The following is a 16549-nucleotide window of genomic DNA, read 5'->3' as shown; positions in this document are numbered from 1 at the left end:
CGACGTGACGGATACGGCGTAGGCTGAGGCGATCCTCACGGAGACCTGGCCATGAAAACCGTCGTTCTCGCCTTGCTGCTCGGGCTGCCCACGATCGCCTCCGCCACGCCTCCGCCCGGCACCCACGGCCAACCCGCGCCGGCCCCCGAGCCGATGAAACGCTTCGTCTGGCGCGACGAGGCCGCGGGATACACCTTCGTCGCGCCGCCGCGCTGGGCTGGCAAGGTGCGAGCCGTGCCACTGGAATCGGTCGAGCTGGCGAGGTCCGGCGCGACCAGCGGGGTTCGTTTCGTCGAAGGATCGAAGACCTTGCTGGTCCTGCTCGCCACCGAGGAGAGCCGTATGCAGGCGCTGACGGCGACGGGAGTTTCCGAACTGTCGCGGCGAGGCGAGCACGTGGTGGCGGTCAAGACGGCGGAGGATGGCGGCGAGCTGGCGCTGACGAACGAGGAACTCGCATCGGCGGTGCAGTGGGATGGCGGGGCGAGCGGCACCGTCTCCCGCTGACCTATGGCCTCCGCTCCTGCGGCCCTCACTGCCGTGGGAGCCGCTTTTGTGGGAGCCGACTTGTCGGCGATGGGTGCTTGCCGTGACCTGGCCCGCTGCCGCGGGATCGCCGACAAGGTCGGCTCCCATCAGGGTTAATCATACTTTGAGGATATCGAAGCGGAGCTTTTGCTGTATCGATTCGACTCAATTCAGGGACTAGCCTTTGCGTATGGCTCTTTCCCTGGAGGTTCCCGTGGACGGCTCATCGCCCGCCGCGCCGGCGGTGCTCGCGGATCGACGCATCCGTCATGGCACGCCGGCTTTCCGGCGCACCAATCTCGCCTTGTTTTCCTCGGGCTTCGCGACGTTCGGGCTGCTCTACTGCGTGCAGCCCCTGATGCCCGCATTGTCCCGCGCCTTCAACGTGGACGCGGCGGCCAGCAGCCTGTCGCTCTCGCTTACCACTGGTGTCATGGCCGTGGCGATGCTCTTCGCCGGCGCGATGTCGGATGCGTGGGGGCGCAAGCCCATCATGCTGGCATCGTTGCTGGGCTCGTCGTTGCTCGTGCTGCTGACCGCGATGGCGCCGAACTGGACGTCGCTGCTGGTGTTGCGCGCCGTGTTGGGTCTCACCTTGGCAGGCCTCCCCGCCGTGGCGATGACCTACCTGAGCGAGGAAGTGCACGGCGAATCGATCGGTTATGCGATGGGCCTCTATATAGGCGGCAACGCCATCGGAGGCATGAGCGGGCGCATCCTCTCCGGCTTCGCGGCGGATCATGCGTCGTGGCGCGTGGCGGTCGGCGCGATCGGTGCCTTGGGCCTGGTCGCGGCGTTCCTCGTGGCGCGCGGATTGCCGCCTTCGCTGCATTTCCAGAAGCGTCGCGCGCACCCGCGCGTGCTGGGGGACGCGTTCGTTTCGCTATGGCGTGACAAGGGCTTGCCGTGGCTGTTCGCGGAAGGCTTTCTGCTGATGGGGGCCTTCGTCACCATCTACAACTACGTGGGCTACCGTTTGCTCGCGCCACCGTTCTCGCTCTCGCAGTCCCACGTCGGTGCGATCTTCATGGTCTACCTGGTCGGCGTCGTCGGCTCGGCATGGATCGGATCGATCGCCGGAAGGCTCGGTCGTCGTCGCGTGCTCTGGACCACCTTGGTGATGATGCTGGTCGGCGTGGCGTTGACGGCGAGCGGATCGCTCTGGGCCATCGTGGCCGGTATCGCCGTGATGACCTTCGGTTTCTTCGGCGGGCATTCCATCGCGAGTAGCTGGGTCGGCAACCGCGCACCCTCCGCCAAGGCGCACGCCTCGTCGTTTTACCTGTTCTCGTACTACATGGGTTCCAGCATCGCCGGCTCGCTGGGCGGCATCGCGTGGACCCATGGCGGTTGGAACGGCGTCGCGGGTTATGTCGCGGTACTCGTCTTGCTCGGCCTCGGTATCGCGCTGAAGCTGCGCAGGCTCACGCCTTTAGCATCAGCTTCATGAAGGCCTTCACCAGTGGCGACGCATCGTCGCGGCGGTGCGCCAGGTGCAAGGCGCTCGCCGCGTCGGGCGAATCGATGGTGACGTAGGCCACGCCATCCACTTGCACGTGGCGCATCGATTGCGGCAACACCGCCACGCCCATGCCCGCGGCGACCAGGCCGATCATGGTCGACGATTCCCCGGCCTCTTGCGAGATGCGCGGCGAAAAGCCCGCGTTGCGACACATCGTCAACAGCTGGTCGTGGATGCCGGTGCCCGCCGCGCGGGTGAATACGATGAAGTTCTCGTCGGAGAGTTCTTCCATGCGCAGCTTCGCGCGCTTGCGCCGTGCCAGCGGATGGTCGGCACGAATCACGGCGACCAGTGGATCGTCCACCAGCTTGCGCGTGACGAGGGGCGCGGGAAGCACGGCGCCACGAATCAGCCCCAGTTGCTGGCGATCGTCGAGCAGGCATTCGATCTGCTGAAGCGTGTTGCGTTCCTGCAGTACCAGCCGTACCGACGGATAGGTTTCGCGGAACGCTCGGATCGCTCGCGGGAAACGCTCGATCAATGGCGTGCTGCGCGTGAAGCCGACATGCAATTCGCCGATCTCGCCGCGTTCGGCGCGGCGTGCCATGTCTCCGGCATCGTCCACGCGCGCGACGATGTCCTTCGCGGCGTCCAGGTAAGCGCGGCCTGCATCGGTGAGTTCGACGCGCCGGTTGGTCCGGCGCAGCAGGCGCACGCCGAGCATGCTTTCCAGGTCGCGGATCTGCTGGCTGAGTGGCGGCTGGGAGATGCCCAGTCGTTCGGCGGCCCGGCTGAAATGGAGCTCGTCGGCAACGGCGATGAAATAGCGCAGATGCCGCAGCTCGATGTTCATGCGATCAATCCGGCCGGACGCGGATCAGGCCTTCCTGCGCCGTGGATGCCACGAGGATGCCGTCGCGAGTGTAGATCATGCCGCGCGCCAGGCCACGCGCGCCCTGTGAGGTCGGGCTGTCGAAGGAGTACAGCAGCCACTCGTCGATACGGAAGGGACGGTGGAACCACAGCGCGTGGTCCAGGCTCGCCATCTGCATGTTGCGGGTGAGGTAGGAAATGCCATGCGGCAGGGTCGCCGTGCCGATCAGGTGAAAGTCCGATGCGTAGGCAAGCAGGGCCTGGTGCAACGACAATGTGTTATCGATCGGCGCGGTGAGACGGAACCAGATGTGCTGGTAGGGCGGCCGCTTGGCAGGGCGCAGTTCGTCGCGCGGCCAGACATGGCGAAACTCGAACGGGCCGTCGATACCGAGCCAGCGCTGGGTCTTCTCCGGCAGGCGGCCCAATTGCTCAAGCGACATGGCCGGCATCGGCTCGACGTCTTCGGGCGCAGGCACTTCGGGCATGGACATCTGGTGTTCGTAGCCTTCCTCCGGCTCCTGGAACGAGATGGAACCGTTGAGGATCGGCTGGCCGTGTTGGATCGCGACCACGCGGCGCGATGAAAACGAGCCGCCGTCGCGCGTGCGTTCCACGCTGTAGACGATCGGCGCGTTGATGTCGCCGGCGCGCAGGAAGTAGGCGTGCAGGGAATGCGCCTCGCGTTTCGGGTCCACCGTGCGTTGCGCGGCCGACAATGCCTGGCCGAGCACCTGCCCGCCGAAAACGAAACGGGTGCCGATGTCGCGACTCTGTCCACGGAAGAGGTTGTCTTCCAGGCGTTCGAGTTCGATCAGCTCGACGAGTTCGCCGACATGGTTGTCCGACATGGGGGTCCTGGTAAGCGGTGGCGCGATGGGCGGCCAGTATAACGGGCCTAGCCGGTCAGCCGGCCCAATCGTCCCGCGTCGTACGCCCTGGCCCAGGGAAACTGCGGGCCCGGATCGCGCTTGCGCGGCACTTCGTTCTCGGGGTCGTCGCTGGCGGGCACCAGGGCCGTGTCCAGGTCCTCGTGGCCCGCGATGTGGCGCAGCGAAGGGAAGCGCTCCACGAGGTGATCGAGCAGGTCGCGCAAGGCGGCTATCTGGCGTTCCGGGTAGGGCTCGGTCATGGTCTGCCGCGCGGAGTGGAACCAGTCGGGATAGCGGCCGGTGTTCACCAGTTCGATGCCGATCGAGCGCGGGTTGTAGCCACGGGTGTGGTGGGCCACGCGCAGCGGGTCCACGTAGCACAGCACCGAACCGTCGCGGTCGATGTAGTAATGGCCGCTGTTGCCCGCGCCGGAGTCGTAGAGCACCCGCTCGCCGTACTCGCGGGCCATGGCCAGGTCGGGCAGTTCCGTGCAGTGGATCACCACGAGGTCGATGGACCCGGGCTCCCGCTGGGGGAGGACGGACTCGTAGGGCAGGGGGGCGTGAAGGATGTCGATCATGCCGCTTTGATAACATAGGCGGTCATTCCGCGTACGGAGACCGCCATGCGCGGCCACATCATCCTTTCCCACGGTTCCGATTCCGGTCCCGACGCCACCAAGGTCAGTGCGCTCGCCGCCCTGGCCGAAACGCTCGGCTGGACCACGGCGCGGCCCGATTACCGTGAGGACGACGTACTCGGCCATGCGGGTTCGATCGATCCCCGCCTCGCCCGGTTGGCCGCCGCCATCTCAGCTTCGCCGCGGCCCCCAGTGCTGGTCGGTTCGAGCATGGGCGCCTTCGTTTCCGGCCTGGCCTCGTTGGAGGCACCGATCGCCGGGTTGTTCCTGCTTGCCTTGCCGGCGCGCATCCCCGGTTATCCCCGGGCGTTCGCCGCCCGGCCGGGCGTGCCCTCGTTCCTCGTGCACGGCTATGCGGACGATGTGTGCCCTCTCGACGAGGCGCTCGCCTTCGCCCGCGGCCACGCCGTGCCCGCGCTGCTGGTCCCGGACGACCACCGCCTTGGCGCGACGCTCCCGGACATCGAAGCCGAATTCCGTCGCTTCCTGGGCGGGCTGGCATGAGCGCCTTCTTCGCCACCTGTCCGAAAGGGCTGGAATATCTGCTCAAGGACGAACTCATCGCCCTGGGCGCCGGCGACGTGCGCGAGGCGCTGGCCGGCGTGTCGTTCACCGGCACGATCGAGACGGCCTACCGTGCCTGCCTCTGGTCGCGCATGGCCAGCCGGGTGCTGCTGCCGCTGGCCGAGTTCGATGCCGCCGATCCGGAGGCCCTCTATGCCGGCGTGCAGGGCATCGATTGGGCCGAGCACCTCGCCGCGCATGGAACCTTGGCGGTGGACGCCAACACCGCGCAGAGCAAGCTCACCCACAGCCAGTTCATCGCGCTCAAGACCAAGGACGCCATCGTCGACCAGTTTCGTGCCGCCAGTGGCGCGCGGCCCGACGTGGACCCGGAGGAACCCGACGTGCGGGTGAACGTGCGCCTGCGCCGCGACCGCGCCACGCTGTCGATCGACCTCTCCGGCCTGCCCTTGCACCGCCGCGGCTGGCGCGAGCAGCAGGGCGAGGCGCCGCTTAAGGAAAACCTGGCCTCGGCCATGCTGGTGCGGGGCCAATGGCCGCGCATCTACGCCGAAGGCGGCGCGCTGGTCGACCCGATGTGCGGCTCGGGCACGTTGCTGATCGAGGGCGCGCTGATGGCCGCCGACGTGGCGCCGGGCCTGCGCCGCGACTACTACGGCTTCCTGGGCTGGCGTAAGCACGACTACACGCTGTGGCGCGGCATCTACGACGAAGCCAAGGCGCGCGCCGAAGAGGGCCTGCGGGCGCTGCGCCCGGTGTTCTTCGGCAGCGATTCCGATCCGCACATGGTGCAGACCGCCAAGCGCAATGCGCAGAGCGCGGGCGTGGCCGGATTCATCCACCTCGACCGTCGCGATGCCGCTCATGTGGAGCCGCCGCCGGAAACGCCGCTGGGCCTGGTCATCACCAACCCGCCCTACGGTGAGCGCCTGGGCGACCGCGCCGAGTTGCCCGGTCTTTACCGGGACCTGGGCCAGGCGCTGAAAGACCGCTTCGGCGGCTGGCGTGCCGCCGTGCTGTCCGGCGACGAGGAATTGGGCCGCGCGTTGCGCCTGAGCCCGGACAAGCGTTACGCCTTGTTCAACGGCGCGCTGGAAACTCCGCTGTTGACCTTCGCCCTGCGTGCCCGGGACGAGGCGCCGCGCGAGGCCAAGCCTTTGTCCGAAGGCGCGCAGATGTTGAAGAACCGGCTGGAGAAGAACGTCCGCCACCTGCGCAAGCGCCTGGCCCGCGAGGACATCACCTGCTGGCGCGCCTACGACCAGGACCTGCCGGAATACGCCGCGGCCATCGACGTCTACGAGAACTGGCTGCACATCCAGGAATACAAGGCGCCGCAGGACGTCCCCGTGGACGTCGCACGCCTGCGCATGCGCGAGATCGTCCGCGTGGCGGGCGAGGTCCTGGGCATTCCCCGCGAACGTATCGCGGTGAAGACACGCGAGCGCGGCAAGGGCGGTTCCAAGTACGGCCAGTTCGACCAGAAGGGCGAGTTCATCGAGGTCCACGAGGGCGGCCTGTCCTTCCTGATCAACCCGACCGATTACCTCGATACCGGCCTGTTCCTCGATCATCGGCTGGTCCGGGCGAAGATCCGTGAACTCGCGGCCGGCAAGCATTTCCTGAACCTGTTCGCCTACACGGGCACCGCCAGCGTCTATGCCGCCGCCGGCGACGCCCGCGACACCACCACGGTGGACCTCTCGGGCACCTACCTGGACTGGGCCTCGCGCAACCTGGCCCTGAACGGCTTCACCGGAAACCGCCACCGCCTGGTCCAGGAGGATTCGCTGACCTTCCTGCAGAGCCGTTCGATGCAGTACGGCCTGATCTACGTGGACCCGCCGACCTTCTCCAACTCCAAGAAGGCCGACGACTTCGACGTCCAGCGCGACCACGTGAAGCTGCTGCTGCTGTGCGCCGAGCGCCTGCTGCCGGATGGAGTCATTGTTTTCTCGAACAATTATCGTCGTTTCCAGCTTGATCGGGCGGCCCTGGAACCCCATTTCTCCATCGAAGACTGGAGCGCACCGAGCATTCCGTTCGACTTCGCCCGGCGTCACGATATCCATGGCTGCTGGCTGCTTCGGAAGCCGTTCGTGAATCCGTGGCAAACGTGAACGGCGGGTCGAAAAAACTTCAGTCCGGATTCAGTGCCGGAGCGCGAATCTGCGTCCAACACCCGGAGGTAACTGTCATGAAAGGTACGTTCGTCAAGTCGGCTCTCGCCATCGCCGCTGCGGGTCTGATGGCTTTCGCGCCGAGCGCGTTTGCCCGCGGGCACGGCTACTACGGCGGCGGCTACCATGGCGGTTACGGCTATCACGGTGGCTATGGCTACCATGGTGGCGGTTATTACGGCCGCGGCCACTACGACCACGCGGGTCGCTGGATCGCCGGTGCCATCGTGGCCGGCGCGGTCGTCGGCCTGGTTGCCAACGCCACGGCGCCGCGCACGGTCGTCTACGACGATCGTCCGGTCTACTACAGCCGCCCGGCCACGGTCGTCTACGAAGATGCGCCGGTCGTCACCCGTCGCGTAACCACCACGACGACCTACGTCGATGACGGCTACGGTGGCACGCGTTACGTGCGCGACGACGGTTATTGATCGAAAAGCATCACATTGCAGGAACAGGAAAAGCCCGGCGTTCGCCGGGCTTTTTTCTTGGTTCATCGCGGACGTCCGGGGAAGTGTCTTATCGTCGGCTCGTTCGCTGAGCGCCGGGATGCTTCTGAAGATCAGCGCTGTTTTTTCCGGTGGTCCGCGATGAGTCTTCCCTGGGTCTTGATGAGCTTCAGGTATCGATCCAGAGCGTTCGTATCGTCGGTGGCGACCACCGATGTCGCCAGCGCCGCGTAGGGGCCCTCGATTGGCTCGTGCAGTTCGACATAGCGAATTCCCTTCGGGTTGTGATATCTGGGTCCTCCGTATTCCGTCGCCTCCAATACTTTCAGAACGTTTCCGTCGCCGTCGAGGAACGCCGCCCTCAGCCATGACATATCGTCGCTACCTGTCAGGCCGACGTTCGTATAGGTTTGGGCAAGTTCGATGCGTGGCCGGTTCACGTGTTCCATGCCGTACCAATGCATGATGATGGGTTCAGGATTCGCCGTGATGGACGCATCGCCGAGGTCGATGGACGGGTAGTTGCCGTTGTAACCGGTCAGGGGGATGACGGATGAAGGCAGTTCCCTGAAGATGACCTTCCACAGACTCGGCGTGTACATGGAGCTGTCGTGGCTCAGCTCGAAGCTTCGGATACCCTTGTCGTTCGCGTAGGCCAGCGGCAAATGGCCAGGGACGGTGACCCTATCCAGGGTGTTTCCCGCATCGTCGAAGAATGTCGCGATCATGTTTTTGAGGGAGGTGCCTAAGAGTTCCACCCAGCGATGAGACGTCGAGAGCCTGACAATGGCCTTGCCGTCGAGTGCGAGTCCCCATTCCCCCATACTGAAGGGGGATGAAGGCGACGTCGGTTCGACGGTCAATGGCCCCAGGGGTAGCGGGGCGTCATAACTTCCGTCGTATCCGCTGAGTAGGGTGAGGACGAGCCCCGATTCGGTCGAACTGGATGTCCCGGACATATCGACGCTCCCTGTGTGATATGGCGCCCGCGCCGCCGGATTCTGGCGTGCGGCGCGGACATGGGAGTTTATGCCGAGCGGTCGATGCCGGCCCATCGGTCATCGGTTGTAAGCGGACGGTGCGGAAATCCGGCACCGACCGTGGAATGGCCCCGAAATCCTTTCCGTTTACGGCACCATGCCGTTCGGCTCCGCTCCCGAGCCGTGTCGCTTGGCCTTCTTCGCGAGCTTGTCGAACTCGGCCTTGTCGATCGTCTGTACGGACTGGATCTGGCACGGGGGATCGTCACGGCGGACGATCTGCTCGTTGATACCGCCACAGATACGCATGGAACCGACGGCCTTGTCGCTCTCCGAGGCGCGGAAGTGGACGCCGCCACCGAGATCAACGCGCGGACAAGCCACGGTTGTCTTGACCAGGAAGTGGTTGGGGCCATTGCGCACGGTGATGGTGCGGTCGTCGATCACGTTCCATTCGTTGATGCGGTCGGTGCGCAGGCAGTCGGCGAACGGGAGTTCCTTGCGCGCCTGCGGAGGCGCGCCGGAGCCTTCGGCGTGGACGCTGACGGTGACGAGCAGGGAGGCGGCGAGCAGGTAGCGGAGGTTCATGGCCATACCCTCGGGGTGGGACTTCCACGTTAAGCCCGAACGGGCGTGGAGGCGAGAGTCCATGCGGGATCGGTGCACCTGCCGTTAAGCCGCCGGCAGGGTCCGCTCACATTCGTTGAACGTTTGCTCGGGCATCGTTCGCGAATGTCAGTGGCGACCGTCCCTCGCACAGGACCCCATGCATGAGCACGCCCACGCTCGGCCTCGATAGAGCTCCCCAGGCCGGCTCGGACCTCGCCCATCGCTTCCTCCGGATTCGGCGGTGCAGCACGGAACTGGCGGCGAGGCTCTCGCCGGAAGACTCCGTCATCCAGTCCATGCCCGATGCCAGCCCGGCCAAGTGGCACCTGGCCCATACCACCTGGTTCTTCGAACATTTCGTGCTGGGCCGCGACGCGGATTACGAACCGCGCCATCCCGAATGGCATTACCTGTTCAATTCCTACTACCAGTCGGTGGGGCCGATGCATGCCCGGCCGCACCGCGGCATGCTGACCCGGCCGGGCCTCGATGAGGTGCTCGCGTATCGGCGCCGAGTCGACGAGGCGGTCGCGGAGCGCATCGTGCGTGGCGACGACGCCATGCTTCCCTCGTTGATCGAACTGGGTGTGCAGCACGAACAGCAGCATCAGGAATTGTTGCTTACCGATATCAAGCACGCGTTCGCACAGAACCCGCTGGAGCCCGTGTATGCAGCGGAGGTCGCACATGCGGTTCCCGTCGTCGCGCAGCCGCTGCGCTATGTTCCCTTCGACGAAGGCGTGGTGAAGATCGGCCATGAAGGGACCGGCTTCGCCTTCGACAACGAAGGACCACGGCATCGGGCGTATCGGCAGGCGGGGGCGATAGCCAATCGTCCCGTGACCAATGCCGAGTACATGGCTTTCGTGCGCGATGGTGGATATCGCGATCCGCTGCTCTGGCTTTCCGATGGCTGGGCCGCGGTGCAGGCGGAACACTGGTTCCGGCCCTTGTACTGGGACGACGCCCTCGAAACCGAATTCACCTTGCATGGCCGCCGCGAGATCGACCCCCATGCACCCGTATGCCACCTGAGTTATTTCGAGGCCGACGCATTCGCGCGCTGGGCCGGCGCCCGCCTGCCCACGGAAGTGGAGTGGGAAATCATGGCCGCGGAACTTCCCGTGCGTGGGAACCTTCAGGATAACGGCGTGTTCCAACCCTGTGCCGCATCGTTCGAGACGACGCTCGGACAGATGTACGGCGACATTTGGGAATGGACGATGAGCCCATATGTCAGTTATCCGGGCTTCCGGCCGCTGGCTGGCGCACTGGGCGAATACAACGGGAAGTTCATGAATGGCCAATGGGTATTACGAGGCGGGTCCTGCGCCACTCCCGCCGACCATATTCGTGCGACCTACCGGAATTTCTTTCCTCCCCATGCCCGTTGGCAGTTCGCGGGGATACGACTTGGAAACGATCGATGAGCGCTCAACCGAAAGACATCCGCGTCGATGACCGTCACCCGGATGTCGAGGACACCCTCGATACCGTTCGCCGCGGCCTCGCCGCGAAGCCAAAGAGACTCCCGTCGCGATTGTTCTATGACGAGCGTGGATCGACCCTGTTCGAGGCCATCTGCGAGCAACCCGAGTATTACCTCACCCGTACCGAGATCGCGATCATGCGCGATCATGCGGGTGACATCGCCGACACCCTGGGTCCCGACGTCCGCCTCGTGGAATACGGCAGTGGCAGCGGCATCAAGACGCGCATGTTGCTCGAACATCTGCAGACGCCGGTGGCTTACGTGCCGGTGGAGATATCGCGCACCGCCTTGATGGAAAGCGTAGCCGACCTGGCGGCCCGTTTTCCGGATGTGCCGATGCAGCCGGTCTGTGCCGATTTCACCCAGCCATTGCGTCTTCCCGTGGCAACGCGCTCACCCCGTCGCACGGTGATCTATTTCCCCGGTTCCACCATCGGCAATTTCGAAACCAAGGACGCCGTCCGTATCCTGCGCCAGATGCGCACGGAGATGAGCGATGGTGGCGGCATCATCGTCGGCGTGGACCTGAAGAAGGACCACGCCGAGATCGAGGCGGCGTACAACGATGCCGCGGGTATCACCCGCGACTTCACGTTGAACATGCTGGTGCGCTTGAATCGCGAGATCGGTACCGACTTCGACATCGACGGCTTCCGTCATCGCGCACGCTACAACGTGCTGGCGGGGCGCATCGAGACCGACCTGGTGAGCACGAAGCGGCAGGACGTGCATGTCGGCCACGACGTCTTCGCCTTCCGCGAGGACGAGGCGATGCATGTGGAATACAGCTGCAAGTATTCGCTGGACGATTTCGCCCAGATGGCGCACAAGGCGGGATTGGCGGTGGAAAAGGTGTGGATGGACGAGGCGCGCCGTTTCAGCGTGCAGTACCTGGTGCGGGCTACGCCGGTACCTTGAGGCTAGCCACAGCGATTCAGCCCGGCCGCGGCGCTCCCAGCGCCACCAGCACATCCTGCGCCGTGCGAATGCGCTCCGCCGACCCGGGAAGCTCCAGGATCACGCGCAGCTTGTCCTGGCCGTCCATCTTGAACACCCTCGGTTGCTGCTGGATCAGCTTGATCAGGGCCATCGGGTCGATGTCCGGCTTTTCGCGGAAGGTGACGCGGCCGCCGTTGGCACCGAAGTCGAGCTTGCGAATACCCAGCGGTGTCGCCATGAGCTTCAGCTGGGCCACCGCGAACAGGCACTTCGTCTGGTCGGGCAACAAGCCGAAACGATCGATCATCTCCACCTGCAACTCGCGCAGGCCATCGTCGTTCCGTGCGCTGGCGATGCGCTTGTACAGCGTCAGACGCGTGTGTACGTCGGGCAGGTAGTCCTCGGGGATCAACGCCGGCAGATGCAGCTCCACCTCGGTCTCGTGCTCGGAGGTGAGGTCGAAGTCGGGTACCTTGCCGGACTTCAACGCGCGCACCGCGCGGTCGAGCAGTTCGGTATACAGGCCGAAGCCGATTTCCTGGATCTGCCCGGATTGTTCCTCGCCGAGCATCTCACCGGCGCCGCGGATCTCCAGGTCGTGCGTGGCCAGGGTGAAGCCCGCACCCAGTTCCTCCAGCGAGGCCAGGGCCTCGAGGCGCTTCTCGGCGTCCGCCGTCATCGAGCGGCGGTCGGGCACGATGAGGTAGGCATAGGCGCGGTGATGCGAGCGGCCTACGCGGCCACGCAACTGATGCAGCTGGGCGAGGCCGAAGCGGTCGGCGCGGTTCACGACGATCGTATTGGCCGTGGGGATGTCGATGCCGGACTCGATGATGGTGGTGGACACCAGCACGTTGAACCGCTGGCGGTGGAAATCGGCCATCACCTGTTCCAGTTCGCGTTCGGGCATCTGGCCGTGCGCGACGCGGATGCGTGCTTCGGGAACGAGTTCGGCCAGCTCACGTGCCGTGCGCTCGATCGACTCCACTTCGTTGTGCAGGAAATACACCTGGCCGCCACGGGCCAGCTCGCGCTGGATCGCCTCGCGGATGAGTGCCGGCTGATACGTGGAGATCAACGTGCGCACGGCGGTGCGATGGGCGGGCGGCGTGGCGATGATGGACAGGTCGCGCAAGCCGCTCATCGCCATGTTCAGGGTGCGTGGGATCGGCGTGGCGGTGAGGGTGAGCAGGTCGACCTCGGCACGCAGCTTCTTCAGCTGTTCCTTCTGGCGCACGCCGAAGCGCTGTTCTTCGTCGACGATGACGAGCCCGAGGTTCTTGAAACGGATATCGGACTGGAGCAGCTTGTGTGTACCGACCATCACGTCCACCTGGCCGTCCGCCAGCCGTTCGAGGGCGAGATCCACTTCCTTCTTCGACTTGAAGCGTGAAAGCACGTCCACCCGCACGGGCCAGTCGGCGAAGCGGTCGGCGAAGTTGCGGTAATGCTGCTGGGCGAGCAGCGTGGTCGGAACCAGCACGGCCACCTGCTTGCCGGCGGTCGCGGCGGCGAACGCGGCGCGCAGCGCCACCTCCGTCTTGCCGAAACCGACATCGCCGCAGACGACGCGATCCATGGCACGCGGCGCGGCGAGGTCGGTGATGACGGCATCGATCGCGGCCTGCTGGTCGGCGGTTTCCTCGAACGGGAAGGTCGCCGCGAATTCCTCGATCATCTGTCGATCGACCGACAGGGACTCGCCCTGGCGGGCCTCGCGCTGCGCATAGATCGCCAGCAACTCCGCCGCGACGTCGCGCACCTTCTCGGCGGCGCGCTTCCGCGCACGTTCCCAGGCGTCGCCGCCGAGCGAATGCAGCGGCGCCAGTTCGGGTGCCGTGCCCGTGTAACGGCTGACCAGGCCCAGCTGGGCCACGGGAACGTAGAGCTTGTCGCCCTTGGCGTATTCGATGGTCAGGAATTCGCCGGGCATGTCGCCGACATCGAGCGAAACGAGGCCCTGGTAGCGCCCCACGCCATGATCGATGTGCACGATGGGCGAGCCGATGGACAGCTCGGTGAGGTCCTTGATGATGCTTTCGGGATCGCGTGCCGCCCCGGCGCGTCGCTTGCGGTCCGTGCGGACGCGCTCGCCGAACAACTCGCGTTCGGTGAGTACCGTGAGCGCCGGCTTGGCCAGCGCGAAACCCTGTTCCAGCGAGGCGGCGGTGATCGCCAGCGATTCGCCGCGCGCAAGGAAATCCTTCCAGCCGTCCACGTTCACCGGCTTCAGGCCCGCGCCGGCCAACTGTTCGATCAGTGCCTCGCGGCGACCCGCGGAATCGGCGGCGATGAGGACGCGGCCGGGGTAGCTGGCGAGGAAATGGCGCAACGCCGTGCCCGGCTCTTCGCCCTTGCGGTTCAACGGTACGTCGGGGGCCGGCAGCGTGCCCAGGTCCACGGCGTGCTCGTGATCCTTCGAGACCACGTCCACGCGGGCCTGCTTGTTCAAGCGCTCGCGCAGCTGCTCCGGCGGCAGGTAGATCTCGCTCGGCGGCAGCACGGGGCGCTCGATGTCGTGCGCACGCTGGTCGTAACGTTCGGCCGTCTGCGTCCAGAATTGTTCGGATGATTCCAGCGCGCCTTCGCCCAGCACGAACATCGCGTCGCCGGCGATGTAGTCGAACAAGGTCTCGGTGGCTGGGAAGAACAGGGGCAGGTAATACTCGATGCCGCCGGGTGTCACGCCTTCCTTCATGTCCTGGTATAGCGGGCAGCGCCGGATGTCGATCGGAAAGCGTTCGCGCAGGTTGCTGCGGAAGTTCTTCGCGGCGTCCTCGGTCAGCGGGAATTCGCGCGCGGGCAGCAGGTCCACGCTCTCTACCTGGTGCTGGGAGCGTTGGGTCTCGGTGTCGAAGGTGCGGATCGATTCCACTTCGTCGTCGAACAGCTCCACGCGATAGGGCTCGCTCGCGCCCATGGCGTAGATGTCGATCAGGGCCCCGCGCACCGCGAAATCGCCCGGTTCGCTCACCTGCGGAACGTTTCGGTAGCCCGCGGCTTCGAGCCGGCGCTGCTCGGCGATGAGATCGAGTTTCTGTCCCTTGCGCAGCACCAGGCCGGAACCGGTGATGTGCCTGCGCGGCGCGATCCGCTGCATCAGCGTGGCGACGGGCACCACGAGCACGCCACGCCGCGTGCTGGGCAGCCGGTACAGCGTGGCGATGCGTTGCGACACCACTTCCGGATGCGGGCTGAAGACGTCGTAGGGCAGGGTTTCCCAATCCGGAAAGTGCAAGACCGGTAACTCGCCGGCGAACACGGCCAGTTCGCTTTCGAGGTTGTCGGCGCTACGGGTGTCGCGCGCCACCACGACCAGCAGGCCGTCGTGGGCGCGAGCCGCCTCGGCGATCTCGAGCGCCCAGGAGGAACCGTGGGGGGCGGCCCAGTAACGGCGGGTCTTGGCGTTGACGGGGAGCGGGGGGCGAGGAAGCGCTACGGGCATGGAGTCGGGCGGGAGCCTTGCTGACAAGCCGTCGATTGTACTACCTGCCCGTGAAGGCTCCTCGTGCGGCCGTGGGCTCAGTCGGCGTAATCGGGCTCGAAGAAGCTCCAGCGTACGTCCTTGAACTCGGCCCTGAAGTCGGCTTCGACGATGTTGATCGCCTCGATCATGGCCCGGGCGGTCGGCGCGGCGGCCATCTTCGCCTTGATCGCCACCATGACGTCGGTGCCCATCTGCAGGGTGAGCACGTTGTAGACGGTGTCGATCTCGGGGCGGGCCTCGAGGAAGGCGACCATCGCGGCACGCTGCTTCGGCTCGACGCCCTGGCCGATCAACAAGGCCTTCACCTCGATGGCGACCGCCACGGCGACCACGATCAGCAGGACGCCGATGGCGATCGTGCCGAGCGCGTCGAAGAACAGGTTGCCCGTGACCATGGTGAGCACGACCGCGAGCAGGGCCAGGCAGAGGCCGATCAGCGCGGCCAGGTCTTCGCCGAAGATCACCAGCAATTCGCTGGCGCGGGTCTCGCGGAACCATTGCCAGATCGAGCGGCCTTCACGCGCCTTGTTCACTTCCTGCATGCAGCCATGCATGGAAATGCCTTCGGTGACGATGGAGAACGCCAGCACGCCGACGGCCAGCCAGGCCCATTTCAGGGGTTCCGGGTGGGCCAGCTTATGCACGCCCTCGTAGATCGAGAACATGCCGCCCACGCTGAAGAGCAGGATCGCCACGAGGAACGACCAGAAATACAGGGCGCGGCCCCAGCCGAGCGGGTAGTCCGGCGAGGGCGGCCGCTTCGCCTGGCGCATGCCCAGGAGCAGCAGGCCCTGGTTGCCGCAGTCGGCTAGCGAATGCACGGCCTCCGCGAGCATCGCGCCCGAGCCGGTGAAGATCGCCGCGACCAGCTTGGCGATGAAGATGGCGAAATTGGCTCCGAGCGCGAGGAAGATCGCGCGCTTCGAATCGGCGTGTCCCGACATGTGATTCCCTGTCCCGCGGTGGTCAACCGCAAGATCTTACCGTATGACGCCAACGCCCACGCCGAAACTCACGTTGGGATGGCCGCCGGACATTTCCTTGGCGGTCCACACGTGCGACTGGTTCACGGAAACGAGGGGGAACGTGTATTGGGCCTGGCCGACATTGCCGGTGCGGGTACCGTTGAGTCGGCCCGCGATGGTCACCAGCGATCCGGCGGGATAGTCGAGGCTTTCGACATAGCCGGGCATGGCCGCGATGAAACGGCCGTTGCCGGTGTCGTTGGCTTTCGGACGCTGCGATCCGTCGAGGGGGTAGGCGAGCACTTCGATTTCGCTGTGGTCGGTGAAGTTGCGCACATTGACGATGCGGCCGCCCCAGATGACGTCGGCGCTGCCATAGCGCTCCGGTTCGCGGGCTACCTGGGCAGGCGGCACGGCGACGTTGCTCGCCGTTGGCTTGTAGATCGGCGCGGGTGCGCAGCCGGAAAGGGCGAGGGTCAGCAGGGCGGCAGGGACGGCGAGACGGACGATGGTCGGGCGCATGGGTCGACTCCTGGCGTGTGCGACG

Annotated in this window: 15 protein-coding genes; 7 read left to right on the top strand and 8 right to left on the bottom strand. The window is 65.7% G+C overall.

Features of this window, described 5'->3' with window-relative positions:
- The first annotated feature begins 51 nt into the window (after positions 1-51).
- Complete coding sequence (locus ACN9M2_RS12615; protein WP_426285068.1) at positions 52-507, top strand: hypothetical protein; 456 nt, start codon at positions 52-54, stop codon at positions 505-507.
- A 211-nt stretch (positions 508-718) separates the two neighbouring features.
- The gene (locus ACN9M2_RS12610; RefSeq protein ID WP_426285067.1) at positions 719-1978 is read left to right on the top strand and encodes an MFS transporter; all 1260 of its coding nucleotides are present in this window, start codon (positions 719-721) and stop codon (positions 1976-1978) included.
- On the opposite strand, the gene ACN9M2_RS12605 is transcribed toward ACN9M2_RS12610, so the two are convergent.
- Genes ACN9M2_RS12605 through ACN9M2_RS12595 form a run of 3 tightly spaced genes read right to left on the bottom strand, consistent with a single transcriptional unit; the run spans position 1953 to position 4316 of the window.
- The gene (locus ACN9M2_RS12605; protein ID WP_426285066.1) at positions 1953-2843 is read right to left on the bottom strand and encodes a LysR family transcriptional regulator; all 891 of its coding nucleotides are present in this window, start codon (positions 2841-2843) and stop codon (positions 1953-1955) included. The two genes, ACN9M2_RS12610 and ACN9M2_RS12605, sit on opposite strands and share 26 nt — an antisense overlap.
- A 4-nt stretch (positions 2844-2847) precedes the next feature.
- Positions 2848-3714, bottom strand: a complete 867-nt coding sequence (locus ACN9M2_RS12600; protein WP_426285065.1) for an acyl-CoA thioesterase — start codon at positions 3712-3714, stop codon at positions 2848-2850.
- A gap of 47 nt (positions 3715-3761) precedes the next feature.
- Entirely contained in the window at positions 3762-4316 is a 555-nt protein-coding gene (locus ACN9M2_RS12595; protein WP_426285064.1) for an N-acetylmuramoyl-L-alanine amidase, read from the bottom strand.
- Between the two features lie 45 nt (positions 4317-4361).
- Between ACN9M2_RS12595 and ACN9M2_RS12590 the strand changes: the two genes are divergently transcribed.
- The 3 genes from ACN9M2_RS12590 to ACN9M2_RS12580 all read left to right on the top strand — a co-directional run bounded on the left by ACN9M2_RS12590 (position 4362) and on the right by ACN9M2_RS12580 (position 7512).
- Positions 4362-4880 carry an alpha/beta hydrolase gene (locus ACN9M2_RS12590; RefSeq protein WP_426285063.1) on the top strand — a complete coding sequence of 173 codons (519 nt, stop codon included), beginning with the start codon at positions 4362-4364 and terminating at the stop codon, positions 4878-4880.
- Positions 4877-7021 carry a bifunctional 23S rRNA (guanine(2069)-N(7))-methyltransferase RlmK/23S rRNA (guanine(2445)-N(2))-methyltransferase RlmL gene (rlmKL, locus tag ACN9M2_RS12585; protein ID WP_426285062.1) on the top strand — a complete coding sequence of 715 codons (2145 nt, stop codon included), beginning with the start codon at positions 4877-4879 and terminating at the stop codon, positions 7019-7021. Before ACN9M2_RS12590 ends, rlmKL begins: the two co-directional genes overlap by 4 nt.
- A 77-nt stretch (positions 7022-7098) precedes the next feature.
- Positions 7099-7512 carry a hypothetical protein gene (locus ACN9M2_RS12580; RefSeq protein ID WP_371023205.1) on the top strand — a complete coding sequence of 138 codons (414 nt, stop codon included), beginning with the start codon at positions 7099-7101 and terminating at the stop codon, positions 7510-7512.
- A 131-nt stretch (positions 7513-7643) separates the two neighbouring features.
- Here the strand turns inward: ACN9M2_RS12580 and ACN9M2_RS12575 are convergent, their stop codons facing one another.
- Positions 7644-8489, bottom strand: a complete 846-nt coding sequence (locus ACN9M2_RS12575; RefSeq protein ID WP_426285061.1) for a hypothetical protein — start codon at positions 8487-8489, stop codon at positions 7644-7646.
- A 168-nt stretch (positions 8490-8657) separates the two neighbouring features.
- Complete coding sequence (locus ACN9M2_RS12570; protein ID WP_426285060.1) at positions 8658-9098, bottom strand: DUF6491 family protein; 441 nt, start codon at positions 9096-9098, stop codon at positions 8658-8660.
- Positions 9099-9280: 182 nt separating this feature from the next.
- Between ACN9M2_RS12570 and egtB the strand changes: the two genes are divergently transcribed.
- Together egtB and egtD are read left to right on the top strand one after the other, a co-directional pair.
- Entirely contained in the window at positions 9281-10549 is a 1269-nt protein-coding gene (egtB, locus tag ACN9M2_RS12565; RefSeq protein ID WP_426285059.1) for an ergothioneine biosynthesis protein EgtB, read from the top strand.
- Positions 10546-11529: an L-histidine N(alpha)-methyltransferase gene (egtD, locus tag ACN9M2_RS12560; RefSeq protein WP_426285058.1), complete on the top strand. Its 984-nt coding sequence runs from the start codon at positions 10546-10548 to the stop codon at positions 11527-11529. Before egtB ends, egtD begins: the two co-directional genes overlap by 4 nt.
- A gap of 16 nt (positions 11530-11545) precedes the next feature.
- Here the strand turns inward: egtD and mfd are convergent, their stop codons facing one another.
- The 3 genes from mfd to ACN9M2_RS12545 form a co-directional block, all read right to left on the bottom strand.
- A complete protein-coding gene (mfd, locus tag ACN9M2_RS12555; RefSeq protein WP_426285057.1) occupies positions 11546-14995 on the bottom strand; it encodes a transcription-repair coupling factor in 3450 nt (1149 codons plus the stop codon).
- A 77-nt stretch (positions 14996-15072) separates the two neighbouring features.
- Positions 15073-15981 (bottom strand): cation diffusion facilitator family transporter, encoded by a 909-nt coding sequence (locus tag ACN9M2_RS12550; RefSeq protein ID WP_426285056.1) that lies wholly within the window; start codon positions 15979-15981, stop codon positions 15073-15075.
- 36 nt (positions 15982-16017) lie between these two features.
- Positions 16018-16524, bottom strand: a complete 507-nt coding sequence (locus ACN9M2_RS12545; RefSeq protein WP_426285055.1) for a Slp family lipoprotein — start codon at positions 16522-16524, stop codon at positions 16018-16020.
- Between the last annotated feature and the right edge of the window lie 25 nt (positions 16525-16549).

Source organism: Luteibacter sp. E-22 (assembly GCF_049913125.1).
Classification (GTDB): Bacteria; Pseudomonadota; Gammaproteobacteria; order Xanthomonadales; family Rhodanobacteraceae; genus Luteibacter.
The sequence above is the reverse complement of the archived record's forward strand: the minus strand, read 5'-3'. Positions and strand labels throughout refer to the sequence as shown.